General features: G+C 63.9%; 22 protein-coding genes and 1 pseudogene. 9 read left to right on the top strand and 14 right to left on the bottom strand.

Going from position 1 to position 24946, the window contains the following annotated elements; all coding sequences use genetic code 11:
* Nucleotides 1-210 (top strand): annotated as a pseudogene (locus FAS41_RS25275) (hydrolase); the annotation flags it as partial.
* Between the two features lie 1092 nt (nucleotides 211-1302).
* Here the strand turns inward: FAS41_RS25275 and FAS41_RS25270 are convergent.
* From FAS41_RS25270 to FAS41_RS25255, 4 genes are all read right to left on the bottom strand, one after another.
* Complete coding sequence (locus tag FAS41_RS25270; RefSeq protein ID WP_138526093.1) at nucleotides 1303-1773, bottom strand: BRO-N domain-containing protein; 471 nt, start codon at nucleotides 1771-1773, stop codon at nucleotides 1303-1305.
* 333 nt (nucleotides 1774-2106) lie between these two features.
* The gene (locus FAS41_RS25265) at nucleotides 2107-2640 is read right to left on the bottom strand and encodes an REP-associated tyrosine transposase (RefSeq protein WP_138526092.1); all 534 of its coding nucleotides are present in this window, start codon (nucleotides 2638-2640) and stop codon (nucleotides 2107-2109) included.
* A gap of 259 nt (nucleotides 2641-2899) precedes the next feature.
* Nucleotides 2900-4147 carry a ribonucleotide-diphosphate reductase subunit beta gene (locus FAS41_RS25260; RefSeq protein ID WP_081518061.1) on the bottom strand — a complete coding sequence of 416 codons (1248 nt, stop codon included), beginning with the start codon at nucleotides 4145-4147 and terminating at the stop codon, nucleotides 2900-2902.
* A gap of 233 nt (nucleotides 4148-4380) precedes the next feature.
* The gene (locus FAS41_RS25255) at nucleotides 4381-7269 is read right to left on the bottom strand and encodes a ribonucleoside-diphosphate reductase subunit alpha (protein WP_138526091.1); all 2889 of its coding nucleotides are present in this window, start codon (nucleotides 7267-7269) and stop codon (nucleotides 4381-4383) included.
* 811 nt (nucleotides 7270-8080) lie between these two features.
* Here FAS41_RS25255 and FAS41_RS25250 point away from each other — a divergent pair.
* The 3 genes from FAS41_RS25250 to FAS41_RS25240 are packed head-to-tail and all read left to right on the top strand — an operon-like array spanning nucleotide 8081 to nucleotide 10971.
* Nucleotides 8081-8785 (top strand): response regulator, encoded by a 705-nt coding sequence (locus tag FAS41_RS25250; protein ID WP_138526090.1) that lies wholly within the window; start codon nucleotides 8081-8083, stop codon nucleotides 8783-8785.
* 3 nt (nucleotides 8786-8788) lie between these two features.
* Nucleotides 8789-9349, top strand: a complete 561-nt coding sequence (locus FAS41_RS25245) for a GNAT family N-acetyltransferase (protein WP_138526089.1) — start codon at nucleotides 8789-8791, stop codon at nucleotides 9347-9349.
* On the top strand, nucleotides 9346-10971 hold the full coding sequence (locus FAS41_RS25240; RefSeq protein ID WP_218939126.1) for an ATP-binding protein: 1626 nt from the start codon (nucleotides 9346-9348) through the stop codon (nucleotides 10969-10971). Before FAS41_RS25245 ends, FAS41_RS25240 begins: the two co-directional genes overlap by 4 nt.
* A gap of 200 nt (nucleotides 10972-11171) precedes the next feature.
* Here FAS41_RS25240 and FAS41_RS25235 read toward each other — a convergent pair whose 3' ends face one another.
* Nucleotides 11172-11600, bottom strand: coding sequence for a TOBE domain-containing protein (locus FAS41_RS25235; protein WP_138526088.1), 429 nt, complete (start codon nucleotides 11598-11600; stop codon nucleotides 11172-11174).
* Between the two features lie 126 nt (nucleotides 11601-11726).
* Between FAS41_RS25235 and modA the strand changes: the two genes are divergently transcribed.
* The 3 genes from modA to modC are packed head-to-tail and all read left to right on the top strand — an operon-like array spanning nucleotide 11727 to nucleotide 14293.
* Entirely contained in the window at nucleotides 11727-12482 is a 756-nt protein-coding gene (modA, locus tag FAS41_RS25230; protein ID WP_138526087.1) for a molybdate ABC transporter substrate-binding protein, read from the top strand.
* A 19-nt stretch (nucleotides 12483-12501) separates the two neighbouring features.
* Nucleotides 12502-13182: a molybdate ABC transporter permease subunit gene (gene modB, locus FAS41_RS25225; RefSeq protein ID WP_138526086.1), complete on the top strand. Its 681-nt coding sequence runs from the start codon at nucleotides 12502-12504 to the stop codon at nucleotides 13180-13182.
* 7 nt (nucleotides 13183-13189) lie between these two features.
* Nucleotides 13190-14293 carry a molybdenum ABC transporter ATP-binding protein gene (gene modC / locus FAS41_RS25220; RefSeq protein ID WP_138526085.1) on the top strand — a complete coding sequence of 368 codons (1104 nt, stop codon included), beginning with the start codon at nucleotides 13190-13192 and terminating at the stop codon, nucleotides 14291-14293.
* 191 nt (nucleotides 14294-14484) lie between these two features.
* Here the strand turns inward: modC and FAS41_RS25215 are convergent, their stop codons facing one another.
* From FAS41_RS25215 to FAS41_RS25205, 3 genes are all read right to left on the bottom strand, one after another.
* The gene (locus FAS41_RS25215; RefSeq protein ID WP_138526084.1) at nucleotides 14485-15858 is read right to left on the bottom strand and encodes an OprD family porin; all 1374 of its coding nucleotides are present in this window, start codon (nucleotides 15856-15858) and stop codon (nucleotides 14485-14487) included.
* A 220-nt stretch (nucleotides 15859-16078) separates the two neighbouring features.
* Nucleotides 16079-16801: a 4'-phosphopantetheinyl transferase family protein gene (locus FAS41_RS25210; protein WP_138526083.1), complete on the bottom strand. Its 723-nt coding sequence runs from the start codon at nucleotides 16799-16801 to the stop codon at nucleotides 16079-16081.
* A gap of 238 nt (nucleotides 16802-17039) precedes the next feature.
* On the bottom strand, nucleotides 17040-17840 hold the full coding sequence (locus FAS41_RS25205; protein ID WP_138526082.1) for a dienelactone hydrolase family protein: 801 nt from the start codon (nucleotides 17838-17840) through the stop codon (nucleotides 17040-17042).
* 182 nt (nucleotides 17841-18022) lie between these two features.
* Between FAS41_RS25205 and FAS41_RS25200 the strand changes: the two genes are divergently transcribed.
* Complete coding sequence (locus tag FAS41_RS25200; protein WP_138526081.1) at nucleotides 18023-18694, top strand: polysaccharide lyase family 7 protein; 672 nt, start codon at nucleotides 18023-18025, stop codon at nucleotides 18692-18694.
* Nucleotides 18691-19902, top strand: a complete 1212-nt coding sequence (locus tag FAS41_RS25195; RefSeq protein ID WP_138526080.1) for a lytic murein transglycosylase — start codon at nucleotides 18691-18693, stop codon at nucleotides 19900-19902. The genes FAS41_RS25200 and FAS41_RS25195 overlap by 4 nt, the downstream gene beginning before the upstream one ends.
* Nucleotides 19903-20254: 352 nt before the next feature.
* On the opposite strand, the gene FAS41_RS25190 is transcribed toward FAS41_RS25195, so the two are convergent.
* The 6 genes from FAS41_RS25190 to napE are packed head-to-tail and all read right to left on the bottom strand — an operon-like array spanning nucleotide 20255 to nucleotide 24863.
* Nucleotides 20255-20854 carry a cytochrome c3 family protein gene (locus tag FAS41_RS25190; RefSeq protein ID WP_138526079.1) on the bottom strand — a complete coding sequence of 200 codons (600 nt, stop codon included), beginning with the start codon at nucleotides 20852-20854 and terminating at the stop codon, nucleotides 20255-20257.
* Nucleotides 20855-20863: 9 nt separating this feature from the next.
* Nucleotides 20864-21382, bottom strand: coding sequence for a nitrate reductase cytochrome c-type subunit (locus FAS41_RS25185; protein ID WP_138526078.1), 519 nt, complete (start codon nucleotides 21380-21382; stop codon nucleotides 20864-20866).
* Nucleotides 21383-21392: 10 nt separating this feature from the next.
* Entirely contained in the window at nucleotides 21393-23897 is a 2505-nt protein-coding gene (gene napA / locus FAS41_RS25180; protein WP_138526077.1) for a nitrate reductase catalytic subunit NapA, read from the bottom strand.
* The gene (locus tag FAS41_RS25175) at nucleotides 23894-24196 is read right to left on the bottom strand and encodes a chaperone NapD (protein ID WP_138526076.1); all 303 of its coding nucleotides are present in this window, start codon (nucleotides 24194-24196) and stop codon (nucleotides 23894-23896) included. The genes napA and FAS41_RS25175 overlap by 4 nt, the downstream gene beginning before the upstream one ends.
* A 7-nt stretch (nucleotides 24197-24203) precedes the next feature.
* Nucleotides 24204-24686 carry a ferredoxin-type protein NapF gene (napF, locus tag FAS41_RS25170; protein ID WP_138526075.1) on the bottom strand — a complete coding sequence of 161 codons (483 nt, stop codon included), beginning with the start codon at nucleotides 24684-24686 and terminating at the stop codon, nucleotides 24204-24206.
* A gap of 9 nt (nucleotides 24687-24695) precedes the next feature.
* Complete coding sequence (gene napE, locus FAS41_RS25165) at nucleotides 24696-24863, bottom strand: periplasmic nitrate reductase, NapE protein (protein WP_138526074.1); 168 nt, start codon at nucleotides 24861-24863, stop codon at nucleotides 24696-24698.
* Nucleotides 24864-24946 lie beyond the last annotated feature (83 nt).

The following is a 24946-nucleotide window of genomic DNA, read 5'->3' as shown; positions in this document are numbered from 1 at the left end:
TCCGGCACCTTCAACGAGATGACCCGTGACGCCGCCTGGCGTCGGATGGAAGCGGCCGGTGCGCAGCTGATGACCTGGTTCGGCGTGGCCTGTGAGCTGCACCGCGACTGGCGCAACGATATCGAAGGCTTGGCGGCGCTGTGCTCCAACCACATTCCGGATTACCGCAACCTGATGACCAGCTACAACGCGCTGACTGCCGGCAAGTAATTCTCCCGATGCAATGAAAAGCGGAGCCTCCTGAGAGGCTCCGCTTTTTTGCTTTTGTAGGAGCGAGGGGGACGCCTAGTTCTTGCTCGCGAACCGCTGTGGCACGGCGCCTGTTCGTAGGAGCGGACTCCGTCCGCGATGTGCCTGCCTCGCACCTTGGTTTCCCGCGTCGCGCTGGCATGCGCGTTGACTTCTTGTTTCGCCCCCTCGGGCGACCCACTTTGGCAAACGACGGATGGCCGCCCCACCCAAAGTGGGCAAAGGTCTTGCCCCGGACATCCGGTTTTTCGCTTAGGCGAAAAATTCCCTCGTTGAATTGAAGTTTCAGGGGCCCGAACTAGGCGTCCCCCCCACGAAGGGCCATCCCTGGCCCATCGCGGCTCTCGCGGCATCCCTGCCGCTCAACCCCTGAAACTCCAATTCAACGAGGCCTCCTGAACGGGGCAGTTCGGAGTGCGCGGGTGTTTTTCTGGAAGACTTATCAAGCCAAAACCAAAACCAAAACCAAAGCTGTGTCGTGGCGCTCTCCGCAAGATCGAATCTCGTCTGTCCCCAGAGCCTCCATCCACCTCGAAATCACGGCGGAGCAAGAACGTAGGATGGCGTGGAGCGCAGCGATACCCATCAATGCCCACGCACCGAGAGCATGGCCATCGCAGTCTCGCGGAGCGCCGCCCGACCCACCGTACAAAAGCCATTGCCGGGCGGCGGCAGAGTGCGGTTCGCGAGCAAGCTCGCTCCTACAAAGTTGCCGGCTCCGGTTCTCGCTTTGGCTTTTGTGAGTATTCCAGAAAAATATCCGCGCACTCCGAACTGCCCCGTCAACGCGGGCCCCTGGAACTCCGAAGAACCGAGGGTACTTTTCGCGAAGCGAAAAGCCGGATGGAGGGGCGAGACCTTTTGGTTCCTTTTGGGGCGTTTGCCAAAAGGAACTCGCCCGAGGGGGCGAAACAAAAAGCCCGCGCGCACGCCGAAGCGGCGCTGAACACCTGACCACAGGCAAGAACACCGCGGACAAAGTCCGCTCCCACGTGAGACCACCGCAGTGAAGGAGCGAGCAGAGCGATGGGTATCGCTCCGCTCCACACCATCCTACGCGCCACCCTCCAGCCGGGCACTCAACTCCGGCCACTGCCGATACGGCACCCACACCACCCCTTGCCACTTCAACACCGACAACGACTCCGTCGGCCCGCGCAGCATCTCCCGCCTTGGCTCTCCCCGATCACTGCGATGCTGATCGCGCAACGTCGGAATCACCTGCTGCGACAACCACTGCCGCACGCTGCGATTCTCCGGATGGAAGTAGTGAATCAACGCCGCATAAACCGCTGATTCGCTGATCAGCAGCTTATCGACGTAATCGCCGCTGCCATCGTGCATCCAGGCGCGGCGGAACTGGTCGTCGTCCAGGTTGCGCTCCACGCGCTCGGCCAGATAGGGCGAACCGATCAGCCGGCCCAGGTCATGGGCGCAGAACCAGCACTGGTTCTCCAGCAGCACGGCGCGCAGCAGGCGCTTGTGGCGGATGAATTCGGTGGGGATCAGGACCTCTTCAGACATGGCGCACCTCCGGGAAGGAGGGCGAAGCGGGCGGGTACCGCGAAGCGCCTTCGGGGCGAAGGCAAAGAGGGACGGGCATATCCATTTCCTCAATGGGTACACCGCTGCTTTCGGGAGCAGTATTGCCGCTATGTGAAGCGTTTCTTAGGCGCTGGCCGCAACGCTATTGGCAGTATGGAGCCCGGTCAATCGTAGGGCGCATAACTGCGAAGCAGTTATCCGCCGATTTTCCCACCGCCGTGCCAAAGCTTGAGACATACGGCGAGTTACCAACCTGCATCCGGCGGATAACGCTTCGCGTTATTCGCCCTACCAGAGCACGGGCTCCGGTGCTCACCGCCGCTCCGCCGCTCGCACATCCAACGACAAATCGCCCGCCCAATCGTCGGCGTAGATGCCTTCCGCCACTGCCCGGTGGAAGGTGGAGTACGGCCAGTCTTTCACAGCCCTCACCCAACCGTGTTTCACCGGATTGATGTGGATGTAGTCGAAGTGCCGCTGGTAGTCCGTTTCATCACGGATCAGATGTTCCCAGTAGCGCGGTTGCCAAATACCGCGTTGTCCACGCATCTGTTGCTCGATGCTCCGTGACTCTCCGTGCGGAATACGTCGAGCGAAGCCGGATTTGATGACTTTCCAGCGCGTGGCGAAATCAGCGTCACCCAGTGGTAGCGTCCACAGACAATGCATGTGTTCGGGCAGCACAACCCAGGCGTCGATTTGGAAAGGGTGGTTGCGTTTGGTTTGGGCGATGACTCGGCGCAGCAATTTGATTTCGCGGACCAATAGATCGGAGCGGCGGTTGCGTAGTGTGACGGTGAAGAAGTAGGTGCCGCCTCGTACCCAGGTGCGTCGATAGTTCGGCATAGACCTCTCCGGGCTCGGTTGGAGTTTGGAGGGTACCTTGGGGAATCGGCGGATAGCGCGGGGCGTTATTCGCCCTACGCAAACTTCAGCTGCGGCGTAGGCGTTTCAGAGCAGATGGATGTCTGGCCTACATGCTGGCCTAAAACAAAAAGCCCCGCACTAGGCGGGGCTTTTCGTCTTTCTAATCACTGCCCCAAAATTCCATCTTGAGTATCAGCGTTTCTAATGGTCTTGACTTGCGGTGGTGCTACTACTTCCGTCAGTCCCAGCTCAGCGCGCCGCCGGTCTGGTACTCGATCACGCGGGTCTCGAAGAAGTTCTTTTCCTTCTTCAGGTCCATGATTTCGCTCATCCACGGGAACGGGTTGCTGGTGCCCGGGTATTCCTCTTTGAGGCCGATCTGGGTCAGGCGGCGGTTGGCGATGAACTTGAGGTAGTCCTCCATCATCGCCGCGTTCATGCCCAGTACGCCGCGCGGCATGGTGTCGCGTGCGTATTCGATCTCCAGCTGGGTGCCCTGGAGGATCATCTGGGTGGCCTCGTCCTTCATCTGGGCATCCCACAGGTGCGGGTTCTCGATCTTGATCTGGTTGATCACGTCGATGCCGAAGTTCAGGTGCATGGATTCGTCGCGCAGGATGTACTGGAACTGCTCGGCGGTGCCGGTCATCTTGTTGCGGCGGCCCATGGAGAGGATCTGGGTGAAGCCGCAGTAGAAGAAGATGCCTTCCAGGACGCAGTAGTAGGCGATCAGGTTGCGTAGGAACTGGCGGTCGGTCTCCGGGGTGCCGGTTTCGAACTTCGGATCGGAGATCGAGCGGGTGTACTTCAGGCCCCAGGAGGCTTTCTTCGCGACCGAAGGAATCTCGTGGTACATGTTGAAGATTTCGCCTTCATCCATGCCCAGCGACTCGATGCAGTACTGGTAGGCGTGGGTGTGGATCGCTTCCTCGAAGGCCTGGCGCAGGATGTACTGGCGGCACTCGGGGTTGGTGATCAGGCGGTACACGGCCAGCACCAGGTTGTTGGCCACCAGGGAGTCGGCGGTGGAGAAGAAACCGAGGTTGCGCATGACGATGCGGCGCTCGTCTTCGCTGAGGCCGTCCTTGCTCTTCCACAGGGCAATGTCGGCGTTCATGTTCACTTCCTGGGGCATCCAGTGGTTGGCGCAACCATCCAGATACTTCTGCCAGGCCCAGTCGTACTTGAAGGGTACGAGCTGGTTGAGGTCGGCGCGGGCGTTGATCATCTGCTTGTCGCCGACTTGAACGCGGGCGGCGGAGCCTTCCAGATCGTCCAGGCCTTCCTGGATGTCCAGGGCGTCGAGGGCCTGCTTGGCGCGGGCGACGGCGTCGGAGTCGTCGGCGGATACGGCGCGTGCTTCTTCGACGGAGCCAGCGGCATCGGCGTCGAGTTTGTCAGCGTTCTGCGCAGCGGCCTGGGCGACGGCCGGGGCGGCCTTGGCTTCGGTGGCGTCTTCTTTGTCGAATTCGTCCCAGCTCAGCATGGGCTTCCTCTCCTGGTTCTGTGGGCTGCTCTGTGGCGGCCTGATGTCTGATGGCGTGGTGTGCACGCTAAGAGCTTGTGCGTCTTCCGTTCACGACGGAGGAGGCTGTTGTTCTGCGAGGGTGGGGGCCTTGAAGAGTCCCTCTCCCTAGCCCTCTCCCTGAAGGGAGAGGGGACAGTCCGTGCGGTCTGCCGTAGCGGAGCAAGCGCCGCCCTTGGGCGGCGCCTACACCCTTACTGGCAAGCTTCGCAGTCGGGGTTGTCGATGCTGCAGGCTTGCGGAACCGGAGCCGGTTGCGGCTCGGCGGCTGCGGCTTGCAGGCCATCGTTGCCCCCGGCGGACACGGCGTTGAGCTTGCCGGTGTTGATGGTGGACTTCTCGGTGCTGGTGGCGGCCAGGGCACGGAGGTAGTAGGTGGTCTTCAGACCACGGAACCACGCCATGCGGTAGGTCACGTCCAGTTTCTTGCCCGAGGCGCCGGCGATGTAGAGGTTCAGGGACTGGGCCTGATCGATCCACTTCTGACGGCGGCTGGCGGCGTCGACGATCCACTTGGTCTCGACTTCGAAGGCGGTGGCGTACAGGTCTTTCAGGTCTTGCGGGATGCGCTCGATCTGCTGCACGGAGCCGTCGTAGTACTTCAGGTCGTTGACCATGACCGGGTCCCACAGGCCGCGTGCTTTCAGGTCGCGAACCAGGTAGGGGTTGATCACGGTGAACTCGCCGGAGAGGTTCGATTTCACGTACAGGTTCTGGTAGGTCGGCTCGATGGACTGCGATACGCCGGTGATGTTGGCGATGGTCGCGGTCGGCGCGATGGCCATGATGTTCGAGTTACGAATGCCTTTCTGTACGCGGGCACGGACCGGAGCCCAGTCGAGGGATTCGGTGAGGTCGACGTCGATGTACTTCTGGCCACGGGCTTCGATGAGGATCTGCTGCGAGTCCAGCGGCAGGATGCCCTTGGACCACAGGGAGCCGTCGAAGGTCTCGTAGGAGCCACGCTCGTCGGCCAGGTCACAGGAAGCCTGGATGGCGAAGTAGCTCACCGCTTCCATGGACTTGTCGGCGAACTCGATGGCGGCGTCGGAACCGTAGGCGATGTGCTGCAGGTACAGCGCATCCTGGAAGCCCATGATGCCCAGGCCGACCGGGCGGTGCTTTAGGTTCGAGTTGCGAGCCTGCGGGACCGAGTAGTAGTTGATGTCGATAACGTTATCGAGCATGCGAACGGCAGTCTTCACGGTCTTCTCGAGCTTGGCGGTGTCCAGCTTGCCGTCGACGATGTGGTTGACCAGGTTGATCGAGCCCAGGTTGCAGACCGCGATCTCGTCCTTGTTGGTGTTCAGGGTGATCTCGGTGCACAGGTTCGAGCTGTGGACCACGCCCACATGCTGCTGCGGGCTGCGCAGGTTGCACGGGTCCTTGAAGGTCAGCCACGGGTGGCCGGTCTCGAAGAGCATGGAGAGCATCTTGCGCCACAGGTCCTTGGCCTGGACGACCTTGAACACCTTGATCTTGTTGTACTCGGTCAGGGCTTCGTAATACTCGTAGCGCTCTTCGAAGGCCTTGCCGGTCAGATCGTGCAGGTCAGGCACTTCGGACGGGGAGAACAGGGTCCACTTGCCGTCGTCGAAGACGCGCTTCATGAACAGGTCGGGAATCCAGTTCGCGGTGTTCATGTCGTGGGTACGGCGACGGTCGTCACCGGTGTTCTTGCGCAGCTCGAGGAATTCCTCGATGTCCAGGTGCCAGGTTTCCAGGTACGCGCAGACGGCGCCCTTGCGCTTGCCGCCCTGGTTTACGGCGACGGCGGTGTCGTTCACCACTTTCAGGAACGGAACCACGCCCTGGGACTTGCCGTTGGTGCCCTTGATGTAGGAGCCCAGCGCGCGCACCGGGGTCCAGTCGTTGCCCAGGCCACCGGCGAATTTCGACAGCATGGCGTTGTCGTGGATCGCGTTGTAGATGCCCGACAGGTCGTCCGGCACGGTGGTCAGGTAGCAGGACGACAGCTGCGGACGCAGGGTGCCGGCGTTGAACAGGGTCGGGGTCGACGACATGTAGTCGAACGAGGAGAGCAGGTTGTAGAACTCGATGGCGCGAGCTTCACGGTCCTTCTCTTCGATGGCCAGGCCCATGGCCACGCGCATGAAGAAGACCTGCGGCAGTTCGAAACGGATGCCGTCCTTGTGGATGAAGTAGCGGTCGTACAGGGTCTGCAGGCCGAGGTAGGTGAACTGCTGGTCGCGCTCGTGGTTGATCGCGGCGCCCAGCTTGGCCAGGTCGTAGCCTTTGAGCTTGCTGTCGATCAGTTCGAACTCGGAGCCTTTCTCGACGTAGGCGGCCAGGGCCTTGGCGTACAGGTCGGCCATCTCGTGGTGAGTGGCGCTGTCGGCCACGCCCAGGAAGCCCAGCGCTTCGGCGCGCAGGGTGTCCATCAGCAGGCGGGCGGTGACGTAGGAGTAGTTCGGCTCGCGCTCGACCAGGGTACGGGCGGTCATCACCAGGGCGGTGTTGACGTCCTTCTCGGCGACGCCGTCGTACAGGTTCTTCAGGGTCTCGCGTTCGATCAGCGCGCCATCGACTTCGGCCAGGCCTTCGCAGGCTTCGCGGATGATGGTCTGCAGGCGGCCCATGTCCAGCGGCTGGGTGCTGCCGTCGGCCTTGGTGATGCGGATGCTCGGGTGCGGCTGGGCGATGTCGCTGGCCACGCCGGCGGTCTTGCGCTCGTTGGCGCGGGCTTCGCGGTAGATCACGTAGTCGCGGGCGACTTTCTGCTCGCCGGCGCGCATCAGGGACAGTTCGACCTGGTCCTGGATCTCTTCGATGTGGATGGTGCCACCGGAGGGCATGCGGCGCTTGAAGGTCGCGGTGACCTGTTCGGTCAGGCGGCGCACGGTCTCATGGATGCGCGACGAGGCGGCGGCGGTGCCGCCTTCCACGGCGAGGAACGCCTTGGTGATGGCTACGGTGATCTTGTCATCGGTGTAGGGAACTACGGTGCCGTTGCGCTTGATCACGCGCAGCTGGCCGGGCGCAGTGGCGGCCAGATCCTGGGCGGATTCGGCGGCTTGCGGCGCGTTGGCCTGCGGGTTCTCGCGAGTGGTGTCGATTTGCATGGGGTGGTTTTCTCCACGTTCTCGTAATGGGGTTGTTGCCGACGCCAGGGGCGCCGCTCTCGAAGACAAGGGGCAAAAGCAAAGAGCGCAAATAAAGAGCAAAAAAGAGCAGTCGCCCGCGATTGCAGCCGCGGGCTGGAATTCTTCTGGAACAGGGGGAATGACCCGAAGCGCCTCCCTGGCCCAACTCGGGTGCCGGCTTTACGGGCCGGGACCACAATACCTAGTGGTGTTGAACGTTACGTTGCAACACCCGTACCGCATTTCCATCGACATGAATCGCTCCTTGCGGGCTGGGCCGCGTGGCACATCAGTACGTCTGGAATACGTTGTGGTGGAACCGGAGGAGCCGTGGAACAGGCTCGGAATTTCGACTTTCTTCTTGTGTCCGGCTCGTGGTGGCAACCCCAAGATGTAGGGGTATACCGCAACGGGGATACAAGATAATGCGCTATGGGGGTGTTTGCAAGGCGGGGAGAAGGGGAAAAGCTGTGGATAAAATGTGCATGGAATGTGGGTGAAGCGGGGTAACTCGCGCAATCCCTGATGCTGACTGCCTTTCACCGTTCGTCGTGGTTGGTGAGAGATTTTTCACACATGTCAGAGGCGCTGCGCGGGGAGGAACACTACCACAATATGTAGTGTTTCTGTCGCAGCAGCCCTTGACCTTTTCGCGCAATGCCTGCTTACGCCGGTGGCGTGCCGCAGCGCGGGCAATCTGGCTACAATGCCGGCCGCTTTTGCGGGCTCGCTCTGGTAGCTCTCTATAGTAAGCAGGCCCGCGCTCGCTCATGGCGCATCAGGAGGCAAGGTGGAACAAGAAGCGCGCATTCTCATCGTCGAGGACGACCAGCGACTGGCCGAGTTGACCCAGGATTACCTGGAGAGCAACGGCCTGGCGGTGTCCATCGAGTCCCACGGCGGCAAGGCGGTGGAGCGGGTGCTGGCCGAGCGGCCGGACCTGGTGGTGCTCGACCTGATGCTGCCGGGGGAGGATGGGCTGTCCATCTGCAAGCGCCTGCGCCCGGAGTACGACGGGCCGATCCTGATGCTCACCGCACGCACCGACGACATGGACCAGGTCCAGGGCCTGGAGATGGGCGCCGACGACTACGTGTGCAAGCCGGTGCGCCCGCGCGTGCTGCTGGCGCGCATTCGCGCCCTGCTGCGCCGCAGCGAGCCGGCCGAAGCCGCGCCGGCAGTGGCGGGCAAGCGTCTGACCTTCGGCAAGCTGGTGATCGACAATGCCATGCGCGAGGCCTGGCTGGACGAGCAGACCATCGAGCTGACCAGCGCCGAGTTCGATCTGCTCTGGCTGTTGGCGGCCAACGCCGGGCGCATCCTCTCCCGTGAGGAAATCTTCAACTCCCTGCGCGGCATCGAGTACGACGGCCAGGACCGCTCCATCGACGTGCGCATCTCGCGCATCCGCCCGAAGATCGGCGACGACCCGATGCACCCGCGCCTGATCAAGACGGTGCGCAGCAAGGGCTACCTGTTCGTCGGGGAGCTCTGAGTCGTGAGCGCCGTGCCACCGTTCCCCGCGCTGCACGGCGAGCGCTTCCGCCTGCGCGCCTTCACCGATGCCGACCAGGCGGCGGTATTTCGCGCGCTGTCGCATCCCGAGGTGATCCGCTACTACGGCGTCTCCTACGCGACACTGGAAGCCACCCGCGAGCAAATGGAGTGGTTCGAGCGCATCCGTAGGGAGAGCAGCGGAATCTGGTGGGCGATCTGCCGGCCGGAGGCGCCCGAGGACATTATCGGCGGCTGCGGCTTCAACAACTGGCAGCACGAGCACCGTCGTCTGGAGCTGGGTTACTGGCTGCTGCCCGAGCATCGGGGGCAGGGCGTGATGGGAGAATGCCTGCCGCTGATCTTCCGCCACGCCTTCCGCGACATGAACGTGCACCGCATCGAGGCCGAGGTGGAGTCGGAGAACCTTGCCAGCGGCCGTTTGTTGCTGCGCCAGGGGTTCACGCTGGAAGGCCGGCGCCGCGAGTGCGAGGTGAAGGACGGCGTGTTCCTTAGCCTGGATTACTACGGGCTGCTCAACCCGGCGGCAGAGTCCCGGCCATGAAATCCATCTTCCTGCGTATCTACGGCGGCATGCTGCTGACCCTGGTGGCGGTTGCCGCGCTGGCAGTGCTGACCCTGCACCTGGTCAACGACGTTCGCGGCGAGCGTTACCGCGAGGACCTGGCGCGCGGCACCTTCCGCTTGATGGCGGACGAGCTGCTGCCCATGAGCGAAGTGGATCGCAAGCGTGCGCTGAGCCAGTGGAGTCGCCTGCTGGGTATTCCGCTCAAGCTCACCAGCCTGGATGCGTTGGGCATGGAAGGACGCAGCCGGGCGCGGCTGATGAACGACCAGGTGCTGGTGCAGGCCGGCGCGCCCCACGAAGTGAAGGTGATGACCCAGGTGAGTGCGGCGGAAGGGCTGATCCTCACCGGCGAGGTGGAGCAGGTCAGCGAGCAGCTGGCGCGCGCCACCATCTATTTGCTGATGGACGAACTCAAGCGCTACCCGGCCAGCGAGCAGCCCTATCATCTGGCACGCATCGTCCGCGACAAGCGCTTCGGCTTCGAGGTGCACCTGCTGCGCCTGAAGGAGGTCGACCTCGACGACGACCAGAGCCGCCGGGTGGAGGAGGGCGATACGGTGATGGCGCTGGGCAAGGGCGGCGATTCCATCCGCGTGCTTTCGGGCATCCTCGACACACCCTGGGTGCTGGAGCTGGGGCCGATCTACCAGATGAACCCTTATCCGCCGCAGTTGCTGACGATCATCGTGGTGGTGGCGCTGACCTTGATCGGCCTGACGCTCTACCTGTTGATCAGCGGCCTGGAGCAGCGCCTGCGCGGCCTCGAATCCGCCGCCACGCGCATTGCCCGCGGCAGCCTGGATACCCGAGTGGAAGTGCGTGGCGCGGACTCGGTGGGACGCCTTGCCGGGGCCTTCAACCACATGGCCGAGCAACTGCATTTATTGCTGACGGTACAGCGCGAGCTGGTCCGCGCGGTATCCCACGAGCTGCGCACGCCGGTGGCGCGGCTGCGCTTCGGGCTGGAAATGATCGAGTCCGCGGAGACCGACAAGGCGCGGCGCAAGTACATGGAAGGCATGGATGGCGACATCCAGGATCTCGACCAACTGGTGGACGAGATGCTCACCTATGCGCGGCTGGAGCAGGGCTCGCCGGCGCTGAGCTACCAGCGCATCGAACTGGGAACGCTGGTGGAGCAGGTGGTGGCGGAGATCGCCCCGCTGCGCCGGGAAATCACCGTTACCTGCGAGCCGGGCTCGCTGGTGCCGTTCGACCAGGGCAGCTGGATCGAGGCCGAGCCGCGCTATCTGCACCGTGCGCTGCAGAACCTGATGACCAACGCGCTGCGCTATGCCGAGGGGCGGGTACGGGTGAGTTACCGAGTGAGCGTGGATCGCTGCCAGGTGGACGTGGAAGACGATGGCCCCGGCGTGCCGGAGGCGCAGTGGCATCGACTGTTCCAGCCGTTCTTCCGGGCCGACGACAGTCGCGCGCGGGTTACCGGCGGGCACGGGCTGGGGCTTTCCATCGTACGGCGGATCATTCACTGGCACGGCGGTCGCGCGCAGATCGCGAAAAGCGAAGTGCTCGGCGGGGCGTGCTTCACGCTGATGTGGCCGCGCCGGCAGGCGCCCAAGGTCGAAGACGATATTTGACCTTGAAGTCAAAAAATGCAGAATGCTGCGGTGCCGTCACGAGCTGATGGCGCCCACCGGGTCGCTCTGCATCTTCCTCCAGTGAAACAGCTCTCCTAAGAGGTATTGCAGAGTCACCGGTATCGTTATGTAATTTTTGCTATAACGAGCGCTGGAAGGCGGGGCAGTGGGGCCTGTCAGCGACAGGCCCGCGCAGGGTTTCAGGCAGGAACACCGAGGATCACATGGGACGCTTTGATCACTGCAGTCGCTTTTACGCCGGGCGCCAGGCCCAGCTCGCTGACCGCGTCGCGGGTGACTACCGCGACCACCTCGGTGCCACCGGACAGGCCCAGCACCACTTCGGCGTTCACCGCGCCATCGGTGACGGATTTCACCGTGCCGCTCAGGCAGTTGCGCGCGGACAGGCGGATGTCCTCGGCCTCGGTCATCAGCATGACCCAGGGCGCCTTGACCAGCGCGATGACGTCCTTGCCCTGGGCCAGGCCCAGGCTCTTCACGCTTTCCTCGGTGACGATCGCCACCAGCTCGCTGCCGCCGGGCAGGGCGACCACGACTTCGGCATTGACCGCACCGTTACGCAGCTGCTTGACGCTGCCCTTGAAGACGTTGCGTGCACTGACCTTCATGAACTGACTCTCCTGAATTGCTTGTATGGCCAATCACTGGCCGGACGTGTCACGGGGCTGAACTGAGTGTATAGCCCAGCCCGCGCCAATCGAAGTGTTAAAACAACAACCCACTGGAGCCTCACGATGAAACACCGCTTCGCAAGTCTTTCCCTGCTGGTCGCTTCCTGCTTCACCCTGCACTCGGCGCTGGCCGATGAAGTGCAGGTCGCCGTCGCCGCCAACTTCACCGCGCCGATCCAGGCGATCGCCAAGGACTTCGAGAAGGACACCGGGCACAAGCTGGTCGCCGCCTATGGCGCCACCGGCCAGTTCTACACCCAGATCAAGAACGGCGCGCCGTTCGAGGTCTTCCTCGCCGCCGACGACACGACGCCGAAGAAGCTTGAGCAGGAGAAGGAAATCGTCGCCGGTTCGCGCTTCACTTACGCCATTGGCACCCTGGCGCTGTGGTCGGCCAAGGACGGTTACGTCGACGCCAAGGGCGACGTGCTGAAGAAGAACGACTACAAGCACCTGTCCATCGCCAACCCGAAAGCCGCGCCTTACGGCCTGGCCGCGACCCAGGTGATCGACAAGCTCGGCCTGAAGGACAAGGTGGCCGGCAAGATCGTCGAAGGCCAGAACATCACCCAGGCCTTCCAGTTCGTCTCCACCGGCAACGCGGAGCTGGGCTTCGTGGCGTTGTCGCAGATCTACAAGGATGGCAAGGTGACCAGCGGTTCTGCCTGGATCGTCCCGGCCGACCTGCATGACCCGATCCGCCAGGACGCCGTGATTCTCAACAAGGGCAAGGACAGCGCCGCCGCCAAGGCCCTGGTCGAGTACCTCAAGGGCCCGAAAGCCGCTGCGGTGATCAAGTCCTACGGTTACGAACTCTGACTCTCTGAAGGAACAGGCAATGCCCCTCACGCAGGAGGATTTCCTGGCCATCCGGCTCACCATTGAGCTGGCCGCCCTGAGCACCCTGATCCTCCTGCTGATCGGCACGCCGATCGCCTGGTGGCTGTCGCGCACCCGCTCCTGGCTGAAAGGTCCGCTGGGGGCGGTGGTGGCGCTGCCGCTGGTGCTGCCGCCGACGGTGATCGGCTTCTACCTGCTGATCACCATGGGGCCCCATGGTTTCATCGGTCACGCCACCGAAAGCCTGGGCCTGGGGCGCTTGCCGTTCACCTTCGCCGGGCTCGTGGTGGGCTCGGTGTTCTATTCGCTGCCCTTCGTGGTGCAGCCGTTGCAGAACGCCTTCGAGGCCATCGGCAACAAACCGCTGGAGGCCGCCGCGACGTTGCGCGCGAGCCCTCTGGATACCTTCTTCTCGGTGGTCCTGCCGCTGGCGCGGCCGGGCTTCATCACCGCCAGCATCCTCGGTTTTGCCCATACGGTGGGCGAGTTCGGCGTGGTGCTGATGATCGGCGGCAACATCCCGGGCAAGACCCGCGTGGTGTCGGTGCAGATATTCGATCACGTCGAGGCCATGGAGTACGCCCAGGCGCACTGGCTGGCCGGAGGCATGGTGATCTTCTCCTTCTTCGTTCTGCTGGCGCTCTACGCGAGCCGCCGCAGCCGTTCGGCCTGGGCCTGAGGTGGGCATGCCGCAAGAGCTTTCCGCGCGCGCCATCGAGGCCCGCTTCCAGATCGCCTACTCGGGCTTCAGCCTGGACATCGACCTGCAATTGCCGGGCAAGGGCGTGACTGCGCTGTTCGGCCACTCCGGCTCCGGCAAGACTACCTGCCTGCGCTGTGTGGCAGGCCTGGAGCGTGCGCCCGTCGGCCGGCTGGTGGTGAATGGCGAGGTCTGGGAGGACAGCGCCACGGGTGTGTTCCTGCCCCCGCACAAGCGTGCGCTGGGCTATGTGTTCCAGGACGCTAACCTGTTTGAGCACCTGTCGGTGAAACGCAACCTCACCTACGGCATGAAGCGCGTGCCGCGAGACCAGCACCGCGTGGACCTGAAGCAGGCCACCGAACTGCTGGGCATCGGCCATCTGCTGGAGCGCATGCCGGGGCACCTTTCCGGTGGCGAGCGCCAGCGCGTCGGCATGGCCCGCGCTCTGCTGACCAGCCCGCGCCTGCTGCTGATGGACGAGCCGCTGGCGGCGCTGGACCTCAAGCGCAAGGCGGAAATCCTGCCTTACCTGGAGCGTCTGCACGACGAGCTGGATATCCCGATTCTCTACGTCAGTCACTCGCCTGACGAAGTGGCGCGCCTGGCTGACCATCTGGTGCTATTGGACCAGGGCAGGGCCGTTGCCAGCGGCCCGGTAGTGGAAACCCTGGCGCGTACCGATCTGCCCATCTCCCACCTGGAAGACGCCGGTGTCGTCATCGACGGCCGGGTGCTGGAGCACAACGCCGACTACGGTCTGCTTACCCTGGCGCTGCCGCACTGCGAGCAGCGCATTCGGCTGGCCCATGCACCGATGGACAAGGGCAGGGCGTTGCGTATCAAGGTGCAGGCGCGGGACGTCAGCCTGAGCCTGGAGCCGGCGGCGCACAGCAGCATCCTCAACGTACTGCCGGCGACCGTGCTCGAGATCGTTTCGACCGATAACCCGGCCCACCTGCTGGTGAAGCTGGAGGTAGCCGGTACGCCCTTGCTGGCGCGGATTACCCGCTACTCCCACGACCAGCTCGGGCTGCACACCGGGCAAGCCGTCTGGGCGCAGATCAAGTCGGTGGCGTTGCTGGCGTAGGCTCAGCGCGTATCGGCTTTCGTAGGATGGCGTGGAGCGCAGCGATACCCATCGCTCCAACGCACCGACGGCATGGGTATCGCTGCGCTCCACCCATCCTACAAGTGCCAGGCGAGATGCAGCTTTGGGGCGGTATGACGAGCAAGAAAAAGGGCGGCCACTGGCCGCCCTTCTTCGATTCACCCTGCGCCTTACAGCAGCGGGATGGTGTAGCTGACGATCAGGCGGTTCTCGTCCTGGTCGCGCTGGCTGGGCACGCCCGGAGTGGTGGCTGCCGGCAGGCCGCTGCGCATGGTGGCGTTCTTCCAGGCCAGGCCCAGGCCCTTGAAGGTGCCTTCGGGTACCACGTAGCCCAGGGCGATATCGCGTTCCCACTCGCCCTTGTCGCCTTGCTTGGTGTCGATGTTGTCGGCGTTCAGGTAGAGCACGCTGAAGGTCAGGCCCGGTACGCCGAGGTCGGCGAAGTCGTAGGCATAGCGGCCGATCCAGGTGCGCTCACCGGCACGGTTGAACTTCAGCAGTTGGGCGTCGGAGATCAGGTAGGTGCTGGTGCCTTCGCCGTCGCCACGGTTGAGGTAGGGGAAGTCGCTGTCACCGGTCATCGTCTGGTAGCCGGCGCCGATGCTGTGGCCGCCCAGGGCGTAGGTGAACATGCCGCTGTAGACGTTGTTGTCGACCTCGCCCTTGAGGCTGTTGCCGCCGTAGTAGCCACTGCTGACGTAGCCGTCGGCGCGGCCGGAGGCGCTGCCGTTCTTGCCGTCGGAGTCGCTGATGAAGACGCGGATGTCCGATTTCAGCGTGCCTGGTCCGATGGCCCAGTTGTGGACGAGGCCGAGGTAGTTCTGCTTGTAGAAGTTGTCCAGCTCGCCGTAGTAGTACGACAGGGTCAGGTTCTTGGTCGCCTTGTAGTCGCCGCCGGCGAAGTAGAACTTGTTGCTGTCGCGGGAGCTGGCAGAGCTGCCGTTGGCGCCGGCGATGGACATGCTGCGCCAGTCGGTGGAGTTGCGGCCCTTGGTGTGGGTCAGCTGGCCGCCGGTCAGGGTCAGGTTGTCGATGTCGGTGGAGGTGACCTGGCCACCTTCGTAGGTCATTGGCAGCAGGCGGGCGTCGTTGTAGACCACCACCGGCAGCTTGGGCTGCAGGGTGCCGTAGCGGAATTCGGTCTTGGAGATCTTCGCCTTGGCGGTCATGCCGAGGCTGCTGAATTCGTCGACAGCGCTGCCATCGCTTTCCAGCGGGAAGATGGTGCCGGGTTGACGATCAATGCCGGCCTTGCCGGACTTGCCGCCGCCATCCAGGCGCACACCGAGCAGGCCCAGGGCGTCGACGCCGAAGCCCACGGTGCCTTGGGTGAAGCCGGAGGAGTAATTGAGCATGAAGCCCTGGCCCCATTCTTCCTGCTTGCTGGGCGAGGCGGGCCCGTTGCGGTTGTCGGTGTTGATGTAGAAGTTGCGCAGGGTCAGGCTGGCCTTGCTGTCTTCGATGAAGCCGCCGGCGTGTGCCGATTGCGCGATGAGGCCGAGCGAGCTGGCCGCAATGGCGAGCGCCAGGGTGTTTCTGGTCATTACGTTTGCTCCGATGGTCATTTCTTTTTGTGGGGACCCCAAGAACCAGACGTTGCCGTTTGGCTGTATATAATTCTATATACCGACAGACCTGCTGACGATTCCTCCGAAGGCAAAATCAGAGGATCAAAGGAGGTATGGGGACGTCTGGACGGCGTGCATGACGCCAAATTCTGACTTTTAAGTCAAGACTTTCAGATGTGTCTGTCAGTCGAAGCGGTCAGATCGCTGCTTTTGACGAAGGAATGGCCACCAGGCTCAGCAGGCGTTCATCGAACAGGCTGAATTGCCCATCGATCTCCTTGCCGTGGTGCCATTCCTCCGACAGATCGGTGAGCAGGCGCAGGCGCGCATGGCCACCGGCAGACCAGCTCAGCAGCTCGGCGTGTTCGAAATAGAAGCGCTTGCGTACCAGCGGGAAGAGTGCCTTGAATAGGCTCTCCTTGAGGGAAAAGGTGAGGGTGACCTGCAGCGCCGTCTGCTGCGGATCGAGGCGTGCCAGTTCATCCGGCGTGAGGATTTCTGGGGCCAGCCGTTCCGCTCGTGCGGTTTCCAGGCGGTTCTCCACGTCCAGGCCGAGCCCGCGCCAGTAGCTGTCGTGCGCGACGATGGCCGCCGCCCAGCCGTCGCCGTGGGTGATCGAGCCGCAGAAGCCCACCGGCCAGACCGGCGCGCGTTCCTCATCCGTTCCCGGTACCCAGGCCGCCGAGCCTGCAGCCAGCAACGCCGCGCGGGCGCAGATTCGCCCGGCGAGGTACTCGGCCTGGCGCTTGGCGACGGAGCGCTGGATGTTGGCCGGCGCCTCGACCCGGCTCAGGGCAAAGTCCCCGGCCTGCAAGCGCTGGCGGTCGAAGCGGGTGCTGCGCAGCTCACAGCCGGCTAGTGGAATGGGCAGTAGCCAGTCGGCGTCGAGCGGGGTGCAGAAATCGGGGAGGGCGGTCATGGGAGCATTCTGCCGCGCCAGAACGTGGCTCACCAGTCACGCGGCACTTACATTCCTTTGCAAACCTTCACCAAAGGCGTACGGATTCGTCCGACAAGCTTTGACACACTGCGCACCGCGTTCCCAAGGGGACGCAGGTGAGGTTGTTGTTGGAGTGCCGCCAAGGCGGGCTCTGACCTTTACACTTGATTGAGTGCGGGAGCCCGAATGGGCTCCCGTTTTTTATTGCGCGGCGTTTTTACGCGCCCTCAGGCTTCACGTCGAAGATTTCCTTGAAGAAGGCCTGCAAGTCCGCCCAGGACTTCTGGTCGGCGGTCTTGTCGTAACCCACGTCCAGGCCATGGCCCTTGTGCTTGTCGGCATCGGGGCTGGTGAAGCTGTGCTTGGCTCCCGGCTGGATGACCAGCTTGTAGTCGGCCTTGGCGTTATCCATCTCGCTTTTGAAGGCTGCAACGCTTTCCGCCGGTACCAGGGTATCGGCGGCGCCGTGCTCGACCAGAATTTTCGCCTTGATCGCCCCCGGCTGTGCCGGCGTCTGGGTCGCCAGCACGCCATGGAAGCTGGCCACGCCGGCCAGTGGCAGCCCGGCACGGGCCATGTCCAGCACCACCTTGCCACCGAAGCAGTAGCCGATGGCGGCGATCTTGCTCGGGTCGGTCTGCGGCTGCTTCTTCAGCAGGTCAAGGCCGGCCTGGAAGCGTGCCTTGGCTGCATCGGCGTTCTTCAGCGCGTCGGCCATGAAAGCCTTGGCATCATTGGGGTGATCGGTGTGCTTGCCTTCGCCGTACATGTCGATGGCCAGTGCGCTGTAGCCCAGTTCGGCGAGCTGCCGGGCGCGGCTTTTCGCGTAGTCGTTCAGACCCCACCATTCGTGCACTACCAGCACGCCAGGACGGATACCGGACTTGGCGTCGTCGTAGGCGAAGTAACCGATCATCTTCGTGCCGTCAGCGGATTCGTAGGGAATTTCCTGAGTCTTGATCGCAGCGGAAGCGTTGGCCGCGAAAGCGAACAGCAGCAGGGCAGTGAACAGGCGCATGGTGAGTCTCCTGGGCGGGGAACATTGAAGATAGCCGCTGGCGCGGAAAACGCCCGTGTAGCCTGCACGCAACCGCTCAAGGGCGCGGCTGCCGGCCGAAAGATTGAACGCCGTATGAGTGAAAAGTCTGACAGCCTCGTCTACCCTTGCGCCCATGTCCTGACCCGCGAAGCGATAGGCCGATGTTGGACCTGAGCACCTGGAATCTCACCATTCCCCAACGCGGCCCGGCCGCGACCATTTCCACGGCGAAACTCGGCCGTGACTACGAGAGCCCGTATTTCCGCCGCAGCGCCGACGGCGTGGAGTTCTGGGTGCCGGTCAACGGCGCCCATACCAGCGGCAGCGAATATCCCCGTACCGAGCTGCGCGAGACCAAGCCCGACGGCCGCCTGGTGACCTGGCGCTATCCGCTGGCGGAGAACCTGATGGTTGCTACCCTGCGTGTGGACTCCGTGCCCTCCAGCCGGCGCATGGTCATCGGGCAGATCCACAGCAACGGCAGCGGCAGCGCCGAGGCCCTGCCGCTGGTCAAGCTGGTCTACCAGCAGCGCCTGGACAAGGCGCGGGTACAGGCGCTGGTTCGCGATCGGCCCGACGACATCACCACGCGGACCTACACCGTCTATGACGGCATCCCCCTGGGCGATACCTTTACCTACCGGCTGGGGGTCTCCAGCAGCGGGGTGCTGAGCGTGCAGGTCAAGGACGGCCAGGTCAGCCAGCAACTGGACACGAAATGGGCCTACCAGGGCCTGTATTTCAAGGCAGGGCTCTACCTGCAGGATAATCGCGGGCCCGCCAGCGAGGGCGGGCGCGCCACCTTTACCGATCTGAGCATTCGACACCAATGAAGACTTCCTCCACCGCACGTCGTGCCTGCCTGGCCTTGTCCCTGCTGCTGCTGCCGGCGGCACTGGCGCAGGCCGCACCGGGCGACGATTTCGGTTCTTGCCTGAACCGCCTGCAGGGCGCCGCCCAGGCCAAGGGCGTCAGCGCCGCCAGCTTCGCGCAGTTCACCCAAGGCTTGCAGCCGGACATGACAGTGCTGCCGCTGCTGGACGCCCAGCCCGAGTTCACCACGCCGATCTGGGATTACCTGGCGGGGCTGGTGGACGACCAGCGCGTCGCTGATGGCAAGGCGCGGATGGCCGAACATGCAGACCTGCTGCGCAAGGTCGCTGCGCGCTATCAGGTCGACCCGGCCACGGTGGTCGCCGTGTGGGGTGTGGAGAGCGATTACGGGCGCATCACCGGCAAGCGTCCGCTGCTGGTGTCGCTGTCGACGCTGTCCTGCTACGGGCGTCGCCAGTCGTTCTTCCAGGGCGAGTTCATCGCCACCCTCAGGCTGCTGCAGCAGGGCGATATCCGCGACAGCGGCATCACTGGGTCCTGGGCGGGCGCCTTCGGCCAGACGCAGTTCATGCCCTCGACCTACGCGCGCATCGCCGAGGACTTCGACGGCGACGGCCACCGCGACCTGGTGGGCAGCACCGCCGACGCCCTGGCGTCCACCGCCAACTACTTGCGCAAGGCTGGCTGGCGCGAGGGGCAACCTTGGGGCTACGAGGTGAAATTGCCGGCGGGCTTCGATGCTTCGCTGGCCGGGCGCACCAAGCGCCGCGCGCTGTCGGAGTGGACCGGCCGTGGTGTGACGCGCGTTGACGGCAAGCCGATACCGAGTATCGACTCCAAGGCTGCCATCCTGTTGCCGGCGGGCATCAGTGGCCCGGCCTTCCTGGTGCTGCGCAACTACGACGCGATCTATTCCTACAACGCAGCGGAGAGTTACGCGCTGGCCATCGCCCTGCTGTCCGACCGCTTGCGCGGCGAGCAGGGCCTGCGTACTCCCTGGCCGACCGATGATCCGGGCCTGAGCCGGGCACAGCGCAAGGAACTGCAGGAGTTGCTGATCCAGCGTGGTTACGACATCGGCCAGCCCGACGGCATGATCGGCGATGTGACGCGCAAGGCGATCCAGCAGGAGCAGAACAAGCGCGGAATGACGCCGGCAGATGGGCGTGCAGGGCAGAAGATTCTCAATGCGCTGAAGGGCGGCTGATGGTTACGTTCTGAGCAAGCAAAGCCCCGGCACTGGCCGGGGCTTTTCGTTGGTGGCGGGGATTGGGCCTGGCGGCGCCTGAAGGTCAATCGCGGACGGAGTCCGATCCTGCGCGGTCTCAGGTTTCGTAGAAGCAGCGCAAGCCCGTGCCTGCGCATTCCCCTCACCCCAACCCTCTCCCGGAGGGAGAGGGAGCCATCTGTGCCGGCTGACGCTAGGGTTTCCTCCTGCCCCGAACGGTCCCCTCTCCCTCTGAGCGGGGCGCGCAGCCAGGGCTAGGGTGAGGGCCGACCTGGGCACAGAACAATCTCGTAGCAGCGGACTCCGTCCGCGCTCGGGTTTCAGGCGAGGCTCACTGCCAGCCCTTCACCCCCGTCATGTCCGGCAGGTGGTGGGCGATGCCCTTGTGGCAGTCGATGCAGGTGGCCTCGCCCGAGGCCAGGGCGGTGGAGTGCATCTGCCGGGCGCGCTGGCTCTGGCGGGTGAAATCCATGAATTGGAAGTTGTGGCAGTTGCGGCACTCCAGCGAGTCGTTGGCCTTCAGGCGCGCCCATTCGTGCTCGGCCAGTTCGCGGCGGTGGTCGAGGAACTTCTCCCGCGTGTTGATGGTGCCGAAAATCTTGCCCCAGACCTCCTTGGATGCCTGCATCTTGCGCGCGATCTTGTCGGTCCATTTATGCGGTACGTGGCAGTCCGGGCAGGTGGCGCGCACGCCCGAACGGTTGGTGTAGTGAATGGTGTCCTTGAGCTCGGCGAAGACGTTGTCGCGCATCTCGTGGCAGGACGTGCAGAACTGCTCGGAGTTGGTGGCTTCCAGCGCAGTGTTGAAGCCACCCCAGAAGATGATCCCGGCAACGAAGCCGGCCAGTGTGAGGAAGCCCAGGCTGTAGTGCACGCTGGGCCGGCGCAGGACAACCCAGTAACCCTTGAGCCAGGCGAATAGTGCTTTCATGGCGCCTCCTCAGGGGTTGCCGGTGGATGTGCCGTCGTCGTTGCTGGCTGATTTCCCAGCGGCCGCTTCCTGCTGGAGAATCTTGTCGATGTCCTCGAAGGTATTGCCCACCAGCGGTTTCACGTCTTTCTGCGGCACGTGGCACTGCACGCAGAAGTACCGGCGCGGTGCCACGGCGGCCAGCACCTGGCCGTCGCGGTCCATGTAGTGGGTGATGCTGATCATCGGTGCCTGCACCCGCGCACTGTTGGCGCGGCTATGGCAGGACAGGCACTTGTTGCTGTTGGTGTCGATGCGGTAGCCGGCGATGGTGTGCGGGATGGTTGGCGGTTGCTCGGGGTAGGCCCGTTCGCGGCGGATATCCTTGTTCTCGTCGTTGGCCAGGGGCGGCGCCGGGCGGTCCTCGGCGATGGTACCGCCGGGGCGGCGACCATCCGGTGCCGGGGCGTCCAGGGGGTAGTTCACGTCGGCGGCCAGCGCCGGTAAGGCGATGAGCAGCAGGAGCAGGGCGGGCAGTATCGGTTTCATCGCGCGTTCCTCAGGCCAGGCTGACCAGTTCGATGCGCACGGCGCACTTCTTGTAGTCGGTCTGCTTGGAGATCGGGTCGGTGGCGTCCAGGGTGACCTTGTTGATCAGCTTGTTGGCGTCGAAGAAAGGTACGAACACCAATCCCTGCGGCGGTTTGTTGCGCCCGCGGGTCTCGATGCGCGCGCGGATCTCGCCACGCCGGCTGATCACCTTCACCTCGCTGCCGCGGCGCATCTTCAGGTCGCGCGCGTCGTCCGGGTGCATGTACACCACGGCATCTGGTACGGCCTTGTAGAGCTCCGGCACGCGCTGGGTCATCGAGCCGGTGTGCCAGTGTTCGAGCACGCGGCCGGTGGACAACCAGAACGGATACTCCTTGTCTGGCGCCTCCGCTGGCGGTTCGTAGGGCAGGGCGAAGATGATCGCCTTCTTGTCCGGGTAGCCGTAGAACTGCACACCACTGCCTGCGGTGACATAGGGGTCGTAGCCCTCGCGGTAACGCCAGCGGGTTTCCTGGCCTTTCACCACCGGCCAGCGCAGCCCGCGTGCCTCATGGTAGGCATCGAAAGGCGCGAGATCATGGCCGTGGCCACGGCCGAAACTGGCGTACTCCTCGAACAGACCTTTCTGGATGTAGAAGCCGAAGGCTTTGGCCTCGTCGTTCTCGAAGCCCTTGGCGATCTCGTCGTTCTCGTACGCGTCGACCTGGCCGTTCTTGTACAGCACCTCGTAGAGCGTCTTGCCCTTGAGTTGCGGCGCCTTGGCCAGCAGCTCGGCGGGCCAGACTTCATCGGTGGTGAAGCGCTTGGAGAATTCCACCAGTTGCCAGAGGTCGGACTTCGCCTCGCCCGGCGCCTTGACCAACTGGTGCCAGAACTGCGTACGACGCTCGGCATTGCCGTAGGCGCCTTCCTTTTCCACCCACATCGCGCTGGGCAGGATGAGGTCGGCGGCCTGGGCGGAGACCGTGGGGTAGACGTCGGAGACGATCACGAAGTTCTCCGGGTTGCGCCAGCCCGGCAGCACTTCCTGCATGATGTTCGGCCCGGCGTGCATGTTGTTGCAGACCTGCGTCCAGTAGACGTTGAGCACTCCGTCCTTGAGCATCCGGCTCTGCTGCACAGCGTGGAAGCCGATCTTTTCCTGGATGGTGCCGGCGGGCACTTTCCAGATTTTCTCGGCGGTTTCGCGGTGCTTCGGGTTGGTCACCACCAGGTCCGCCGGCAGGCGGTGGGCGAAGGTGCCCACCTCGCGCGCGGTGCCGCAGGCCGAGGGTTGGCCGGTGAGGGAGAACGGGCTGTTGCCCGGTTCGCTGATCTTCCCGGTGAGCAGGTGGATGTTGTAGATCAGGTTGTTCGCCCAGACCCCGCGGGTGTGCTGGTTGAAGCCCATGGTCCAGAACGACACCACCTTGCGTTTCGGGTCGGCGTACAACTCGGCCAGGGCTTTCAGGCGTTCGGCCGGCACGCCGGTTTCCTTGGCGGTGCGTTCCAGGGTGTAGGGCTTGACGAAGGCGGCGAACTGGTCGAAGTCGATGTCGCTCCAGGTGTTGGCCTTGTCGGCGTTCTTCGCTTTCTTCTCCAGCTCATCGGTAGGTCGCAGGCCGTAGCCGATGTCCTCGGCGCCATGGGCGAAGCGGGTGTGTTTGTCGACGAAATCGCGGTTCACCGCGCCGCTTTCGATGATGTGGTTGGCGATGTAGTTGAGGATGTACAGGTCGGTCTGCGGCTTGAACACCATCGGGATGTCGGCCAGGTCGAAGCTGCGATGCTCGAAGGTGGACAGCACGGCGACCTTCACCTGTCCGGCGCTCAGGCGGCGGTCGGTGACCCGCGACCACAACACCGGGTGCATCTCGGCCATGTTCGAGCCCCAGAGCACGAAGGTGTCGGTGGCTTCGATGTCGTCGTAGCAGCCCATGGGTTCGTCCATGCCGAAACTGCGCATGAAGCCCATCACCGCCGAAGCCATGCAGTGTCGCGCATTGGGGTCGATGTTGTTGCTGCGCAAGCCGGCCTTGAACAGCTTGTTGGCGGCGTAGCCTTCCCAGACCGTCCATTGCCCGGAGCCGAACATGCCCACCGAGGTCGGTCCCTTGGCCTTGAGCGCGGCCTTGAATTTCTCGGCCATGATGTCGAACGCGGCGTCCCAGCTGATCGGCTGGAACTCGCCCTGCTTGTCGAACTTGCCGTCCTTCATGCGCAGCAGCGGACGGGTCAGGCGGTCACTGCCGTACATGATCTTCGACAGGAAGTAGCCCTTCACGCAGTTGATCCCGCGGTTGACCTCGGCCTTGATGTCGCCGTGGGTGGCAACCACCTTGCCGTTGCGGGTGGCGACCATCACGCTACAGCCGGTGCCGCAGAAGCGGCAGGGCGCCTTGTTCCAGTCCAGGCGGGTCATGTCTGCCTCGGTGACCAGGTTGCTGGCGGAACTGAGGATCGGCAGGCCGGCGGCGGCGGCGGCGATGGCGGCGGCGTTGGCCTTGGCGAACTGGCGACGGGTCAGGTTCATCTTGCACCTCCAGCCTGGGCGAGCGCGGGTTCGTGGTCGATCTGCGGAGCTTCAGGCAACTCGACTATCTCGTGGTAGATCAGCACCGCGTTGAGCACACCGGGCAGGTTCTGGATGGCGTTGAGGTTGTCGAGAAGGCTCGCTTCATGGGCCGCTTCCAGCACCACCACCAGCTTTCCCTGCGGACTCTGCTGGTGCACTTCGAGGTTGGGTAGGCGCTGCAGGTTGGCCTTTACGGCTCCCAGCAGCTCCGGACGCGTGTGAACGATCAGGCTGGCGATCTGGATGCTCTCTGGCATCTGGCTCTCAGGCATGGTGGGCCTCACGGTTCAGGTGGATGGCGTTGCCGGGGCAGGGCGAAACGCAGGCGCCGCAGCCGGTGCACAGGGTCGGGTCGAGTGTGGGCAGGGACGGGCCGCCCAGCTGCGGGCGGAAGCGGATGGCCCGCGGCTCGCAGGCATCGTCGCAGCTGCGGCAGTGGATGCCGGCATGGGCCAGGCAGCGCTCGTCGATCCGGGCGCGCCAGGAGAAGGCCTCGCGGCTCAGGTCGAACACCTCGGCTTCGCAGGCGCGAGCGCAGTCACCGCACAGGCTGCAGCCGGTGTGGCTGAAATCCAGCTGCGGGTAGCCGCCATCGCCGATGCGCAGCACCTGCTCGGGGCAAGCGTCGACGCAGGCATTGCAGCGCGTGCAGCCTTCGAGGAATTCGCTGTCGGTGGCAGTCCATGGCGGGCGACGTACTTCAGGCGCACCGCCCAGGCGCCGCAACAGGGCACGACGGGCGAGCATGGCGGCGCACTACGACGGCGGGCCGGGCGGCCCCACCATCAGCTGGTACATCCATACGATGAAGCCGTAGCCACCGACGATGGCCACGGACAGCAGAGGGAACAGGCAGATCACGAGGAACAGGAACAGCCGGGTTTCCTTGCCTTTATCCGTGCCGGGTCCGGTCTCTTCAGTCATTAGGTCAGCCTCCCGCCAACGACTGGAATTGAGCCTAGTCCCTGCGCTGTGTGTGGGCAAAAGCCTACGTGCGTTATTCTTTT

Origin of the sequence: Pseudomonas nicosulfuronedens (genome assembly GCF_005877905.1) — a bacterium.
In the GTDB taxonomy this organism is placed as follows: Bacteria; Pseudomonadota; Gammaproteobacteria; order Pseudomonadales; family Pseudomonadaceae; genus Pseudomonas; species Pseudomonas nicosulfuronedens.
Note: the sequence above shows the minus strand (reverse complement) of the source record. Positions and strands in the feature narration are given on the sequence as shown.